The organism is Comamonas sp. GCA5, assembly GCF_036541385.1.
Lineage (GTDB): Bacteria > Pseudomonadota > Gammaproteobacteria > Burkholderiales > Burkholderiaceae_C > Comamonas > Comamonas aquatica.
On sequence record NZ_JAZHFR010000013.1, the window covers coordinates 53,430 to 68,178 of the forward strand.

A 14,749-nucleotide genomic window follows, 5' to 3' on the forward strand; every position below is an offset into this window, starting at 1 on the left:
AGCCCCCTCCGGCCTGAGGCCAGAGGGGGCTGCTATGCATTGACGGCGTCTTAGGGCCGCGCAACTGCTCAGGCGTTGCGCAGCGGGTCGAAGGTGGCGCCGGCGTCTTGCTGGTGCTCCTTCGCGTGCGCCCGGGAGTTCATTTGGATCAATTCGATCTTGTAGCCGTCTGGATCGGTCACGAAGGCAATCACGGTCGAGCCACCTTTGACGGGACCGGCTTCGCGCGTGATGTTGCCGCCCGCAGCGCGGATCTTGTCGCAGGCCGCGTAGGCGTCGGCCACCCCGAGCGCAATATGGCCATAGGCCGTGCCCATGTCGTAGCTGTCCGTGCCCCAGTTGTAGGTCAGTTCGATCTCGGCCTGGCCCGGGTTGCCACCCTCATAGCCCAGGAAGGCCAGCGAGTATTTGTACTCAGGGTTCTCGGACGTGCGCAGCAATTGCATGCCCAGCACCTTGGTGTAGAAGTCGATCGAGCGCTGGAGGTTGCCTACGCGCAGCATGGTGTGAAGGATTCTCATGTTGCCTATTGTGCATAAAGCACCGTAGCGATCCGGCGCATGCCTTAGAAAACCCCAAAGGGCCATGTCTGTCTAAGGGTAAGCAATAGGCTGCGGTACCGCCTGCGGTAGGCTGCAGCTTTTTAAACTATGTACATCCGTGTCACCCTAGTTGACTTGCGCCTAGACTGGTGCACCCCATGAGCCAAGCTGAAAACACTCTATTAATCCTAGATGATGATGCGGCTGTTGCTCAGACGATTGGCTTTATTGCCAAAGGTCTTGATTTTTCGGTACATCATTTTGAAGATCCAGAGCCTTTTTTCGAGGCTTTGTTGATGCTGCAACCTTCGCACGTTGCTCTGGATCTCATCATGCCCCGCATGGATGGGATTGAGGTGCTGAGACGATTGGCGCAGACAGGCTGCAATGCCAGCTTGATTCTTACCAGCGGCATGGGGCAGAAGGTGCTGGAGTCCGCCCAAGCTACTGCGTTTGAGCGTGGACTGAATATTGTGGGTGTCCTGCCCAAACCGTTCAGGCCCCAGGCGCTGCGCGAACTGCTCACACAGCACCAAACCAAGCAACGTCCCGCCGTTCATTTTTCCACAGCTCCAACCGTTGCCTTGCTGGCCACTGCGATAGAACAAAAGAAGCTATCGATCGTGCTGCAACCGAAAATGGACATTCACAGCCAGCGGATCGTCTGCGCCGAAGTGTTGTCGCGCTGGAATGATCCTGAGTTGGGCATTATCCCCCCGGATACATTTATCCCGCTGGCCGAGTCGCATAGTCTGATGCAGGCATTGACCGCCTGCGTACTGGATCAAGCCCTGCAGTGGTTCGTTAGCAGCCCGCTTTTTGCATATGGCAGTTTTGCCATCAACCTGTCGACCAGCTGTCTGGTGGATGTCCACTTGGCCGACCGCATCGAGGCGGCCTGTCTCAACCTCGATGTGGCGCCACAAAAACTGATATTGGAAGTCACAGAATCCACCGCCATGGATCGAACGGCCGATTGTTTTGACACGCTGACAAGACTGCGCTTGAAAGGCTTCAGGCTCAGTGTGGATGATTTTGGAACTGGCTACTCTTCTTTGGCACAGCTGGCGCGTATGCCTCTTTCTGAAATCAAGATTGACAAGTCTTTTGTCATGAAACTGCAATCATCTGCGGATGCATTGAAGATTGTCGATGCCACCATCCGCATGGCCAAAGGCATGGGTCTGACCAGCGTTGCAGAGGGCGTTGAAAATGAAGAAGTGCTGAATACCTTGAAGTCGCTGGGCTGCTCGTTGGCGCAAGGCTATTTTATTTCACGTCCACTGCCAGCGGCTCAATTTGATATTTGGCTGAAAGAGTATCGTGCGGCATTCAAAATAAATGCTGAATCATGATAAAAACATTTGAAAATTTTGGTGCATCGATTAATACGAAATTTTTTCCGAGCAGCAATAATCAAAAAAAATTAGACAATAAACATATTTTTATTTTTTGGACTGCGGTCGGTGCTCTGACACAGTTGCTGGTTTTTTGTGGGGATATGCTGACCCCCCTCGGGTTTGCGCATGGAATTTTATACGCGCCCGCAACCTTTTTTGGCTTATTCGCGAACAGAGTGATTTCGATTTGGTTGATCGGTTCGTTGGGGATGCTAGGGACAGGATTGGGAATTTTTTATAGCAACGGAACTTTGCCCAACGTCGGCTATGAATATATTCTTCTCAACCGATTATTAGGTTGGGGTACTATTATTGCATCGGCTGTGGCAGCCATGATTCTTTTGCGGTTGCGACGTCAACGTCGTGTCTCCCAAGTGGCCTTGGAAGATACTGCCTCTTTGTTACAGGTGGCGAGCACTGTTGGTGGATTGGGTGGCTGGCGTGTGAAGCTTCCAGAGATGGAATCGTATTGGTCCGCAGAGGTTTTCAAAATATTGGGCCGCCCGCATGGTACGGTTCCCGATATAGACACCATCATCGGGTGGTACGCTGAAAAATATCAGGCCGATGTTCGCGATAAATTTAAAAAATGTGTTTTCGATGGCCACCCGTTCGATACTGAGATACAGGTGATTCATCCAGATGGTACGCCCCATTGGGTGCGTTTAGTCGGAGAGGCTGTTTGGAACGATCAAGGGGAGATTGAAGCTGCGCAAGGTGCTGTACAAGATATTGACAAACACAAGGCTGTACAAAGAGAAATAGAAAGCAGTCGCGAAGAGTGGCAGTTGCTTGCAGAGTCGGTGCCCATGATCGTCTGGACGACGAACTCTCTGGGACGCATGAGTTACGTGAACCAGTTTGCTGCCGGATACATGGGAAGCAATGCCAGGCAATTGATCCAAGAAGGCTGGTGGCAATACGTGCATCCTGACGACAAGCCCAACGCCAAAGCAATCTGGAAAAATGCGCTGATGACGGTGCAACCGTTTCTCGCCGAATTCCGGGTGCTGCGCCACGATGGCACATGGCGCTGGCATTTGGCGCGTGCCGTGCGGGTGGATGCATCCCAAGGCGCACAGTGGTATGGAACCGCCATGGACATCCAGGACTTCAAGGAGGCCCAGGAAACGGGTTCACAACTTGCCAGCCGTTTGGTCGAAACCATGGAAAGCGTGGCAGATGCCATCTTTGTGCTGGACCACGACTGGATTTTCACTTACATGAACCGCCAATGCGAGACGGTTCTGGAACGTAAGCGTGAAGAATTGCTGTCGCGTTGCATCTGGGATGAGTTTCCGCAAGCCAGGGATTCCAAATTTCAACTGGAATATGAGCGATGCGTGAAAGAGCATGCCACTGTTCGCTTTGATGCGGAATATGCGCTACTGAAAAAGCATTTCGAAGTCAGTGCATATCCGCATCAAGGGGGGGTGATTGTCTATTTTCGGGATGTGACAACGCAAAAACGTTTGGCCGAACAATTGCAGCAAGCCCAGCGCATCGACGCGCTCGGGAAGTTGACCGGCGGCGTTGCACACGATTTCAACAATCTTTTGACCGTGATATTGGGCAACGCGGAAATCTTGGCAGAGCAATTCGCGCCCTCGACACAAGAGCAGGCGCTGACCCAGATGATTTCCGCTGCCGCACAGCGCGGGGCTGAGATGACCCAGCGCTTGCTGACGTTCGCGAGCAAACAATCCCTGGAGCCCCAGGTGCTGGAGCTCAATACCCTGGTCAAGGACATGAGCCCTTTGCTGCGTCGTTCGCTGGGTCAGCAAATCTGGGTCGAAACCATTTACTGTGACGGGCTGTGGCCCACGTTGGTGGATCCAGGGCAGCTGGAAATGGCTTTGCTGAATCTGGCCATCAATGCCCGGGATGCCATGCCGAATGGAGGGCGTTTGCTGATTGAGACCAGCAACACTGTCTTGGATGAAGACTATGCTGCACAGCACATGGATCTGCAGGCCGGACCGTATGTGATGCTGGCGGTCTCCGATACCGGGCAGGGTATTTCAAAAGAAAACCTGGCGCGTGTGTTTGAGCCTTTTTTCACAACCAAGGAGCAGGGTAAAGGCACAGGTCTGGGGCTTCCGACGGTGTATGGCTTTGTCAAGCAGTCACGCGGTCATGTCGCGATTTACAGCGAAATCAACCAAGGGACCACGGTGAAAATTTATCTGCCGCGTTGCCTGGAAAATGACCGCTATACGCCAGCTTCGGCCATGCATGAAGTGCACCACGATGGACAGGGGCGCCTGGTGCTCTTGGTTGAAGATGACGCACAGGTGCGACAAATCAGCCGGCGCCAGCTGGAAACACTGGGTTATGCCGTGATTGAGGCAGAAAACAGCCAGCAAGCCTTGCACCAATTGGTTTGCGAGCCCGATATTGCGCTGCTGTTCACCGATGTGGTCATGCCCGGTGGCATGAGTGGCAGCGAATTGGCGCATCAAGCGCGCACTTTGCGGCCCGATTTGCCGGTGCTTTTTGCTTCAGGCTACACCGGCCATGCCATGGTCCACCATGGTGGTCTGGGAGCAGGGGCACTGCTGCTGCCCAAGCCTTATTTGCGCTCGCAACTGGCAGATAAACTGGTGCAGGCGTTCAAGTCGGCAGCAACCAGTGACTTGGACAGCAGCTTACCATGAGTGAGGCCGCGAGCCGTTTCTCCAGTTTTGCAGCGCATCCCGCAAGCCATGCAGTGATGGCATGGCCACAATCCCGTCCATTGGGGACTGGTACAGTGCCGCGCTATTGCCCCCGACCCACAGTGCCGTGTCGCGGGGCAGTCTTTGGCGCAGCTCGCGCAGCGAGGCTTTGACCACTGCCCCTGGCTGGTTGTTGGTAAAGCTCAAGCCCACGACATCGACGCGATGCGCCAGGGCGGCTTGTACCACGTCCGTCAAGGGTGTCTGTGTGCCCAGGGACACGCAGTGGCAGCCCTCCAGGACCAGCATCGCCTCGACCATCAGCAAACCCAGGCTGTGCATCTCCTGCGGCAAGGTGGTCAGCAGCACCTTCGGGCCATGCGACCGTGGCGGTGGTGGAAGGGTGGCGATCGCCTGCCGCAGCACGACGGAGATGGTTTCCGTGTACAGGTGCTCTTCAAACACCTGAAAGCGTCCTTGAGCCCAAGACTCGCCCACGGCAATCGTCAGAGGCACCACCAGATCCGTGACGAACGCTGCCAGTCCCATGCGCAACTGGGCCTGTGCCAGTTGATGGCGCAGGCTGACCTGGTCATGTGCGGCAATCGCGACCAGCCAGTCTTCCAGCGGCACCGTGGTCTCTGCGCCTTGGGGTGGCCGCGCCGGCATGACCGTGGCTGGCATCGCAGGCGTTCCAGGGACCAGCAGCGCTTGCAGCGCTGAGAGGTCCAGGCCCACGACCTTGCTGGGACGCATCCCGGACGCCAGCAGCCGACTGATCAGTACCAGTTGCTCAACCTGGTCAGAGGGGTAGAGGCGATCGCCGGCACTGTCGCGCAGTGGTTGTGGGAAACCATAGCGTTTTTCCCAGACACGCAGCGTGTCTTTGGACAGTCCCGTCTCGCGTTCAACCGCCGCAATCGGCAATCCGGATGTGGACGGGCTGTCCGAAGCAAAGGCATTCATGAGGGCTCCCGCAGGTTCAGCGCCGCTGCAGCAGACAAAAGGTGAGCAGTCAAGCACATGGGCAAAACCATGGTGGACAAAGTGAGAATTTTCATTAATTGTCTAAGACAAATAGAATTTTGTCTAATAAAAACTATTCCCGGATGTGCGGTCTTCCTTTCCACCGCATCCGGCCTCCGTCACCCCACCGCACAGACGTCCCCCGAGGGCTGTGCCCGGAGCTTTCGCCATGAAGGTTGCAGTCATCGGTTCAGGAATTTCAGGCTTGGCCGCGGCACACCGCCTGCGTGCACAGGCCCATGTGACCTTGTACGAGGCCGGCCCGTATTTTGGCGGGCATTCGAACACGCTGGATGTTGAATTGCCCAATGCGCAGGGGCAGCTGGTCAGGCAGGGGGTCGACACCGGTTTTCTGGTGTTCAACGAACGCACCTATCCCGGCCTGATCGCCTTGCTGCACGAACTGGGGGTGCCCGCTGCACGCTCGGACATGTCGTTTTCCGTGCAGGTGCCCGGGGCTGGCTTGGGCGGGCAGGGGCTGGAGTGGAATGGCGCCAACCTGGCAACCGTGTTTGCCCAGCGCAGCAACCTGCTGCGCCCAAAATTCTGGCGCATGCTGCGCGAGGTGCTGCGTTTCAACCGTTTATGCACGGCGATTGCGCAGGCGAACGAGGAGGGCGCGCTGGCCCAGCCGTTGTCCGACTTCCTGCAGCAGCACGGTTTTGATGCCAGCTTTCGCGACTGGTACTTCCTGCCCATGCTGGGCTGTATCTGGAGCTGTCCCACCGACCAGATGTTGCGTTTTCCGGTGGCCACCATGATCCGTTTTTGCCACAACCATGGCCTGATCCAGGTGAACGACCGCCCGCAGTGGTGGACTGTGGCGGGTGGCTCGCGCGAGTATGTGCAGCGCATCGTGCAGCAATTGCCGGACGCCCGTTTGCAGACGCCGGTGCAGCGCATCGAGCGCGATGCGGCCGGGGTGCGCGTGTACACGCACGGGCAGGTGCAGCGTTTCGATGCCGTGGTGCTTGCTGTGCACAGCGACCAGGCCCTGCGCCTGCTGGCACAGCCTTCGGTGCAGGAGGAGGCTGTGCTGGGCGCGATCCGCTACCAACCGAACCGGGCCGTGCTGCACACCGATGTGTCGGTGATGCCCCGACGCCGCGCGGCCTGGGCGGCCTGGAACTACGAACGCGCGCCCTCGGCCACGCAGGAATCGGCCCGGGTGTGCCTGCACTACTGGATCAATCGCCTGCAGCCGCTGCCCTTTGCACAGCCTGTGCTGGTGTCGCTGAACCCGGTGCGCAGCATCGCCCCCGATCAGGTGGTGGCAGAGATCGATTACGCGCATCCGGTGTTTGATCTGCCCGCCATCCGTGCCCAGGCCCAGGTGCCTGCGCTGCAAGGGCAGCAGTTCACCTGGTTTTGCGGGGCTTGGACGGGCTATGGTTTCCACGAAGATGGCCTGCGATCCGGCTACGCGGCTGCCGCCGGCGTGCTGGCCAGCCTGCGCCAGCCTGCGGAGGCCGCATGAGCCCCGCCACAGCACCTGCCACAGGGGCCGTGCCCCTGATTGGCTTTGGCCATGTGCGGCATACCCGGCTGCGGCCGCGCCGCCACCGTTTTGTCTACCCCACGTTCTTCCTGATGCTGCCCATGCGCACACTGCAGCGCGAGCCCGGTGTGGCCGGCGTGCTGGCCTGGAACCGGCCGGGCCTGCTGGGCTTCAGGGATAGCGACCATGGCGATGGGCGCAGTGCCGCGCAGGGCGGTGCGCTGGCGTGGCTGGAGACGCTGCTGCAGGGCGAGGGGCTAGGTGATGCCGATGGCGAGATTTGGCTGCAGTGCTATCCGCGTGTGCTGGGCTACAGCTTCAAGCCTGTGAGCTTCTGGTATTGCCACCGCCGCGATGGCACCCTGCGCGCCATCGTGGCCGAGGTCAACAACACCTTTGGAGAGCGCCATGCCTACGTGCTGGACCACCCTGCCTATGGCAGCGAACTGCAGGCGAGCAAGGTGTTCCACGTCTCCCCCTTCTGTCCGGTGGAGGGCGGCTATCGCTTTGAATTCCAGCGCAGCGGTGCCGAAGGCCTGGGCGCGATCTCCGTGCGTGTGGACTATGACGACGTCCAGGGCCCCCTGGTGCTGACCGGCGTGGGCGGGCGCCTGCAACCGCTGACCGCAGCCGCACGCCGCCATGCCCTGTGGCGCTATCCCTGCATGACGCTGGCCGTCACGGCCCGCATCCATTGGCATGCGCTGCGCCTGTGGCTCAAGCGCGTGCCGTTCTACCGCAAGCCGCCGCCTCCGTTGCAGCCGGTCACCCGTTCCACCTTGCACCGTTAAACACCATGCATCCCACTGCCCCCACTTCCACCGCCGTGTCCCTGCCCACCGACATGCCCGCCGTGGCACGCACCGGCTTGCATCTGCTGCAACGCATGCGCCATGGCAGCCTGTTGCTAGAGTTGCCCGATGGCCGCCAACTGCACTGTGGCACTGGCGGCCTGCCTACGGCCAGCATCCGGCTGCGCAACTGGAACGTGTTTGCCGCCGTGCTGCGCTCCGGCGACATCGGCCTGGCGGAAAGCTACATTGCCGAAGACTGGAGCACGCCGCACCTGGCAGATCTGTTCCGACTGCTACTGGCCAACCGTGAGGCGCTGACCTCATTGGTCTACGGCTCCTGGTGGGGGCGCCTGGCGTACCGGCTGCGCCACCTGCTGCGCCGCAACACCAAGGCCAACAGCCGCAAGAACATCCATGCCCACTACGACCTGGGTAACAATTTTTACCAGCTGTGGCTGGACCCCAGCATGAATTACTCCTCGGCCTGGTTCCAGGGGGATCTGCAGGGCGACCTGACCCAGGCGCAGCACGCCAAGGTCCGCCGGGCGCTGGACAGCGCCGCGGTACAGCCTGGCCAACGCGTGCTGGAGATCGGCTGTGGCTGGGGCGCGCTGGCCGAAATGGCCGCGGTCGACCATGGCGCCCAGGTGGTGGGCGTCACCCTGTCGACCGAGCAGCTGATCTATGGCCAACAGCGCATGGCCGCCGCCGGGGTGGCGCAGCAGGTGGACCTGCGCTTGCAGGACTACCGCGACATCCAGGACGGCCCTTACGACGCCATTTGCTCCATCGAAATGCTGGAAGCTGTGGGGCGCGAATACTGGCCCACCTACTTTGCGCATGTGCAGCGCCTGCTCAAGCCGGGTGGCAAGGCCTGTATCCAGGCCATCGTCATCGATGACGCCCTGTTTGACCGTTATGTCCAGGGCACGGATTTCATCCAGCAGTACATCTTCCCCGGGGGCTGCCTGCCCAGCACCGAGCGCGTGCGCGCCGAAGCCCAGCGGGCCGGGCTGCGCGTGGAGCAAGAATTTGCGTTCGGCCAGGACTACGCCGAGACCCTGCGCCGCTGGCACTACCAGTTTGTGCAGCAGCGTGGCCAGGTGCTGATGCAGGGCTTTGACACGCGCTTCCTGCACACCTGGGAGTTCTACCTGGCCTATTGCGAGGCGGCCTTCAGCGTGCGCAACATCGATGTGGTGCAGTTCACTCTGGTCAAGGATTGAAAAATTCATAGCTGACAGCGCAGGTGTCATATGCTTCAACGTCACTTTTTATTATTCAAAATGACCAACCTGAAGATCCTGCGTCACCTCGTGGCCTGCGCGGGGTTGCTGGGCGCACTGGGCGGGGCGCCGGCCCACGCCGAGCTGCCCGATCCCGTGGCCCAGGCCGTGGGCCAGCCCCGGCTTGCAGGCCAGGGGCAGATGCGCTTTCTGGGCCTGCGCATTTATGACGCGCGGCTGTGGGTGGGCCTGGGCTTTGACGCCCAGACCTTTGGGGCTTTCCCGTTGGCGCTGGAACTCACCTACTACCGGGCGTTCAGCGCCCAGGCGATTGCCGAGCGCTCGGTCCAAGAAATAGGGCGCCAGCGCACATTGGACACACAACAGGCGGCGCGCTGGACGGCTGCACTGGCGCAATGGCTGCCCGATGTGCAGCCGGGTGACCGCCTGACGGGGCTCTACTTGCCGGGCCAGGGCATGCGCTTGTGGCGGGGCGGGCAGCTGTTGGGCCAGCTCAGCGATGCCGATTTGGCGCGGCATTTCTTTGGCATCTGGCTGTCGCCACAGACGTCGGAGCCCCGGCTGCGCAGCGCCTTGCTGGCTGCAGTGGCAGAAAGCGCCCCATGACCCCCTTAGCCAACGTCCACGCGCTGCCCTGGCGGTCCGGGCTCTCCTATGGCCTGTTGAGCTTGCCGCTGGCCTTTGCGGCACTGCCGCTGTATGTGGTGCTGCCCCACCATTACGCCCGCAGCTTTGGCTTGCCGCTGGCCACGGTGGGCGTCTTGCTGATGGGGGTGCGTCTGTTGGACGCGGTGGTTGAGCCCTGGCTGGGCCGCGCCAGCGATGCCTTGTTCGCTCGCAGCGCGCGCGCCGTTTTGCTGGCTGGGGCGGTGGCGGCCATAGTGCAATGGCTGGGCATGGCAGGCCTTTTTTTCCTGCCGTCGACGGACAGGGGGCCCTGGGGGCCTGGCTGGTGGGTGGTTTGCTGGTCACCTGCATGGCCCACAGCCTGCTGGTGATTGCGCACCAGGCCTGGGGCGTACGCCTGGGGGGGGATGACTTGCTGCGCGGGCGCATCGTCGCCTGGCGCGAAGGCCTGGGGCTGGCCGGGGTGATTGCGGCCTCGGCCTTGTCGGTGGTGTGGGGGCCGACCGCCATGCTGGCGGTGCTGGGCGGGGCCTTGTTGCTGGGCTGGCTGACCTGGTGGCGCGCGCCCCGGCCGGTGCCCCAGCCACCGACGGCCGCGCTGCCTTTGTGGGAGCCGCTGGCCCAGCCCGCATTCCGGCGGCTGCTGGCGGTGTTCATGTGCAACGGCATTGCCAGCGCCATTCCGGCTGCGCTGATGCTGTTTTTGCCCAGGACCGGCTGCAGGCCAGCGAAACGGCCACGGCGGCGTTCCTGGTGCTGTATTTCATCTGCGGGGCGGCTTCCATGCCACTGTGGCTGCGTGCTGTGCAGCGCTGGGGGTTGGCCTGGAGCTGGTGGCTGGGCATGCTGCTCGCCGTGGTGTGTTTCGCCTGGACCGCCGGTCTGGGCAGTGGTCAGGTACAGGCCTTTGCCGTCATCTGCGCGCTGACGGGGGTGGCCTTGGGGGCTGATCTGGCACTGCCCGGGGCCTTGCTGGCGCGCCTGATTGCCGGACTGGGCGCGCAGGGTCAGCATGACGGCGCCTATCTGGGTTGGTGGAACCTGGCCACGAAACTGAACCTGGCGCTAGCGGCGGGTGCCGCGCTGCCGCTGTTGCAATGGCTGGGTTACGCCCCCGGCAGCCAGGACGCCCAGGCCCTGCAGCATCTGGCCTGGGCCTATGCCCTGGTGCCGTGTGCCCTCAAGCTGCTGGCTGCACTGCTGCTGTATGTGCTGCTGATTCGCCGGGAATCTCACCCGGCATGCAACCCAAGGAGTTTGTCATGAATCGACGTCGCACCATGTTGCTGGCGGCACTGGGTGGTGCCGCCTGGCTGGTCGGCTGTGCCGGCCCCCAGCCCCAAGACTATGCCAAGGAACAACCGGTGCTGGAACTGGACCGCTATTTCAACGGCCGGGTATTGGCACATGGCATCTTCCAGAAGCGCGATGGGCAGGTCGCCCGGCGCTTTACGGTGGTCATGGATTGCCACTGGGAGGGCAATCAGGGGGTGCTTGACGAGCATTTCACCTACTCGGACGGCAGCACCCAGCGGCGTGTATGGCGCCTGGTCAAGCACGCCGATGGGCGCTACACCGGCCGCGCCGACGACGTGGTGGGCGAAGCCACGGGGCAGACCGCGGGCAACGCCTTCCGCTGGAACTACACCCTGCGCCTGCCCGTCGACGGACGCGTGTACGAGGTGCAGTTCGACGACTGGATGTTTCTGATGGACGACCGCGTCATGCTCAATCGCGCCACCATGAGCAAGTTCGGCGTCCGCCTGGGCGAAGTGCTGCTGTCCTTCAGCAAACCCTGAGGAGCGGGGCCATGCCACTCAATCTGTCCATCACCGACTGGCAAGGCCGGCGGGTCTGGATCATTGGAGCCTCATCCGGCATTGGCCGCGCAGTGGCCGAGGCCTTGCATGCGCGCGGTGCCCGCGTGATCATCTCCGCCCGCCAGCAGGCGGCTCTGCAGGCGTTTGCGCAGCAGCACCCGGGCAGCCACGCCCTGGCACTGGATGTGACCGACCGCCAGGCCGTAGCCGCTGCGGCCCTTGAGGTGCTGGCCGCCGGGCCGCTGGACTTTGTGTGCTACTGCGCCGGACACTACCAGCCGATGCGTGCTGACGCGCTGGACCTGGACGAGCTGTTGCGCCACCAGCAGGTCAATCTGACCGGTGCCCTGCACGTGCTGGCGGCCGTGGTGCCGGCCTTGCTGCGCGCGGCCCATGAGGGCCGCTCCCCCCATCTGAGCCTGGTGGCCAGTGTGGCGGGCCTGCGCGGGCTACCACAGAGCCTGGCCTATGGCCCGACCAAGGCGGCCTTGATCAATCTGGCGGAGACGCTGTTTCTGGATCTGCGCCCCCAGGGCGTGGGCGTCAGTGTGATCAACCCGGGCTTTGTGGACACCCCGTTGACCGCGCAAAATGAATTCCGAATGCCGGCCCTGTTGACCCCGCAGCAGGCGGCTGATGCCATGCTGCGCGGTTGGGCGCGCGGCGCGTTCGCCACCCATTTCCCGTGGCGTTTCACGGCCTGGCTGCAACTGCTGCGCCTGCTGCCGTATCGCTGGTACTTTGCCCTGGTGCATCGCCTGACAGGACTGTGAACGGATGAATTCTGAGATTTACCCCGCGTTGTCTGCGCCTGCCGGTGGCGCTGCTGCTTCAGCGGAGATGCTGGCTGCCGTGGCGCGCCTGGTGCAGCTGTACGAACAACTGACGCCGCAGCACCTGGACAGCCTGCACCTGTGCTATGCCGCACAGGCGCATTTCAAAGACCCCTTCAACGATGTGCGTGGGGTCGCCAGCATTCGTCAGGTGTTTGCCCACATGTTCGACACGCTGGATGCGCCACGCTTTGCCGTGACCGAGCAGCTGGTGCAGGGCCAGCAGGCCTTTCTGGCATGGGAGTTCCACTTTCGGCTGCGCCGCTGGCGCGCAGGCCAACCGCAGTGCATCCGCGGCGGCAGCTTGCTGCGCTTCGACGCACAAGGGCTGGTCCAAGAACACCGTGATTACTGGGATACTGCCGAGGAACTGTACGAAAAGCTGCCTGTGCTGGGCGTGCTGATGCGGGCCCTGCGCCGCGCGGGCGCGGCCCCCCAGGCACAATCCTAAGCCTGAGGGAGACATACATGGGATTGACGTTGCACCACCTGGAGACTTCGCGTTCGCAGCGCATTTTGTGGTTGCTGGAAGAGCTTGAGCTGCCTTACAACCTGCGCCTGTACCAGCGCGACCCCGCAACGCGCCTGGCCCCGGCCGAGCTTAAGCAGGTACACCCCCTGGGCAAATCACCGGTGATCACCGACGGGGACACCGTGGTCGCGGAATCCGGCGCGATCATCGAATACCTGGTCGAAACCTATGGCGCGCAGGCCCATGGTGATCTGCAGCATTTGGAGCCAGCGCGTGGCACTCCAGAACACCGGCAGTGCCGCTTCTGGATGCACTACGCCGAAGGCTCACTGATGAACTGGTTGGTGATGAAGCTGGTCTTCGACACCATTCCGCGCCAGCCCATGCCCTTTTTTGTGCGACCGATTGCACGGGCCCTGTGTGGCAAGGTGCAGCACAAGCTGGTCATGCCGAATGTGCAGACCGCGTTGGCTTTCATGGACAGTCACTTGGCCCAGCACCACTGGTTTGCTGGCGAGCACATGACAATGGCGGATTTCCAGATGAGCTTTGCGGTCGAGGCCGCGCTGGCACGGGGAGGGGATGCGCAAGCCTGGCCGCACCTGCTGGCCTACCGCCAGCGCATGCAGGCACGGCCTGCCTACCAGCGGGCCTTGCACAAAGGCGGGCCCGTGGTGATGTCCGCCTGAAGGGTGGAAATCCGCTAACAACGACGATTGGTGGCGCGCAAGATGCGTCCTCTGGATAACCAGGCAACGGGGGGCACTCTCAGCCTCAAGCAGGGATTGCATCGACCTGCACATTGCGGTGCGTGTTGAACAGACTGCCATCTATACAATCCGCTATTCCGCTGCCGTAGCCGCGTTTCCAGTCCGCGATGCCCATTTACAACCCCAAGACTTTCCTGTTGATCGCCAGTTTATTGACGGGCTTGATGGGCTGTGTGCTTTTGTTGATGTCCGCGACGAGCCGGCGCACCCCGGGTATCCAGTATTGGGCAGCAGGCTCGCTGATGGCCGCGATGGCCGGGGTGCTGATTCTCCTGCGGGATATTGCGCCCGTTTGGCTCACATTCACGGTCGATAATACCGCGGTGATGTTGGCGTTCAGCTTTTTCATGCTGGGCAGTGCCAAGCACTGGGGGCAAACCTGCCATCTCAAACCGTGGCTGGCTTTATTTGTTGTGGCCTGGTGTGTGCAGCTGTACTGCACCTACGGGCTCGATAGCTTGCGCGGCCGCTACATCAGCGTGGCCGGATTTGTGTTTGCCACCGGGCTGATGCACACGCAGGTGTTTGTGCGTGAAATCCGCCGCCGGCATGTCCAGCGTGAATCGCGCGCGCTCGGCATTTACTTCACCGGTTTTTGGGTGGCTTTCTCGACGCTGATCTTTGGCGTCCGTTGGCTGCATGCGGTTGCGTTGCCGCAAACCGGGCAGGGCATGCTGGATACCACCTTGCTGCAAATGCTGTATGTCAGGTCCCGGATGATTACGCACGTTCTTGACGAATAAATCAGGTGCTTTCATCTTCCATTTTTTGAGTGCTTGGACTGGGGCTTCATGCCCCAGTGCCTTTTGTGGCAAGTGGTGGTTGTACAGCCAGACAAACCTGTGCAGTGTCTTCTCCAAATCCTCTGCGCTGTTGAAGTGATGCGAGCGCAGCACCTGGCTCCGGCGGCCATTGAAGCGCTCAACCATGCCGTTGGTTTGCGGCGTCTTTGGCTTGGTCAGCCGATGCTCTATCCCCAATGCTTGGCATAACTGGTCGAATTCGTGCTCGCCTGAGGGCTGACGTGTGCGGCTTCCAAACAATCGGTCTGTGAACTCTTTGC

13 protein-coding genes and 2 pseudogenes are annotated in these 14,749 nt (G+C 61.1%); 12 read left to right on the plus strand and 3 right to left on the minus strand.

Features of this window, described 5'->3' with window-relative positions; all coding sequences use genetic code 11:
• Positions 1-68 precede the first annotated feature (68 nt).
• Positions 69-521: a lactoylglutathione lyase gene (gene gloA / locus SJH88_RS05325; RefSeq protein ID WP_045266784.1), complete on the minus strand. Its 453-nt coding sequence runs from the start codon at positions 519-521 to the stop codon at positions 69-71.
• 179 nt (positions 522-700) lie between these two features.
• Here gloA and SJH88_RS05330 point away from each other — a divergent pair, with 179 nt between their 5' ends.
• A complete protein-coding gene (locus SJH88_RS05330; RefSeq protein ID WP_210930996.1) occupies positions 701-1,897 on the plus strand; it encodes an EAL domain-containing response regulator in 1,197 nt (398 codons plus the stop codon).
• Positions 1,894-4,599, plus strand: coding sequence for a PAS domain S-box protein (locus tag SJH88_RS05335; RefSeq protein WP_274753809.1), 2,706 nt, complete (start codon positions 1,894-1,896; stop codon positions 4,597-4,599). Before SJH88_RS05330 ends, SJH88_RS05335 begins: the two co-directional genes overlap by 4 nt.
• Here the strand turns inward: SJH88_RS05335 and SJH88_RS05340 are convergent.
• Positions 4,591-5,565, minus strand: coding sequence for a MerR family transcriptional regulator (locus SJH88_RS05340; protein WP_274753810.1), 975 nt, complete (start codon positions 5,563-5,565; stop codon positions 4,591-4,593). The genes SJH88_RS05335 and SJH88_RS05340 overlap by 9 nt on opposite strands.
• Before the next feature lie 229 nt (positions 5,566-5,794).
• On the opposite strand from SJH88_RS05340, the gene SJH88_RS05345 reads away from it, so the two are divergent.
• From SJH88_RS05345 to SJH88_RS05390, 10 genes and pseudogenes are all read left to right on the plus strand, one after another.
• Positions 5,795-7,102, plus strand: a complete 1,308-nt coding sequence (locus SJH88_RS05345; RefSeq protein WP_274753811.1) for an NAD(P)/FAD-dependent oxidoreductase — start codon at positions 5,795-5,797, stop codon at positions 7,100-7,102.
• Positions 7,099-7,914, plus strand: a complete 816-nt coding sequence (locus SJH88_RS05350; protein ID WP_274753812.1) for a DUF1365 domain-containing protein — start codon at positions 7,099-7,101, stop codon at positions 7,912-7,914. The genes SJH88_RS05345 and SJH88_RS05350 overlap by 4 nt, the downstream gene beginning before the upstream one ends.
• A 5-nt stretch (positions 7,915-7,919) precedes the next feature.
• The gene (locus SJH88_RS05355; RefSeq protein ID WP_274753813.1) at positions 7,920-9,143 is read left to right on the plus strand and encodes an SAM-dependent methyltransferase; all 1,224 of its coding nucleotides are present in this window, start codon (positions 7,920-7,922) and stop codon (positions 9,141-9,143) included.
• Between the two features lie 60 nt (positions 9,144-9,203).
• Entirely contained in the window at positions 9,204-9,770 is a 567-nt protein-coding gene (locus tag SJH88_RS05360) for a chalcone isomerase family protein (RefSeq protein ID WP_390887333.1), read from the plus strand.
• Positions 9,767-11,057 (plus strand): annotated as a pseudogene (locus tag SJH88_RS05365) (MFS transporter). The gene SJH88_RS05360 and the pseudogene SJH88_RS05365 overlap by 4 nt, the downstream one beginning before the upstream one ends.
• Positions 11,054-11,590, plus strand: a complete 537-nt coding sequence (locus SJH88_RS05370) for a DUF3833 domain-containing protein (RefSeq protein WP_274753814.1) — start codon at positions 11,054-11,056, stop codon at positions 11,588-11,590. The pseudogene SJH88_RS05365 and the gene SJH88_RS05370 overlap by 4 nt, the downstream one beginning before the upstream one ends.
• An 11-nt stretch (positions 11,591-11,601) precedes the next feature.
• Positions 11,602-12,384 (plus strand): SDR family NAD(P)-dependent oxidoreductase, encoded by a 783-nt coding sequence (locus tag SJH88_RS05375; protein ID WP_274753815.1) that lies wholly within the window; start codon positions 11,602-11,604, stop codon positions 12,382-12,384.
• 67 nt (positions 12,385-12,451) lie between these two features.
• A complete protein-coding gene (locus tag SJH88_RS05380; RefSeq protein ID WP_260675593.1) occupies positions 12,452-12,895 on the plus strand; it encodes a nuclear transport factor 2 family protein in 444 nt (147 codons plus the stop codon).
• 17 nt (positions 12,896-12,912) lie between these two features.
• On the plus strand, positions 12,913-13,605 hold the full coding sequence (locus tag SJH88_RS05385; protein ID WP_274753816.1) for a glutathione S-transferase: 693 nt from the start codon (positions 12,913-12,915) through the stop codon (positions 13,603-13,605).
• A 188-nt stretch (positions 13,606-13,793) separates the two neighbouring features.
• Positions 13,794-14,429 (plus strand): hypothetical protein, encoded by a 636-nt coding sequence (locus tag SJH88_RS05390; protein WP_274753818.1) that lies wholly within the window; start codon positions 13,794-13,796, stop codon positions 14,427-14,429.
• Here the strand turns inward: SJH88_RS05390 and SJH88_RS05395 are convergent.
• A pseudogene (locus SJH88_RS05395) lies at positions 14,391-14,749 on the minus strand (integrase core domain-containing protein); the annotation flags it as partial. The gene SJH88_RS05390 and the pseudogene SJH88_RS05395 overlap by 39 nt on opposite strands.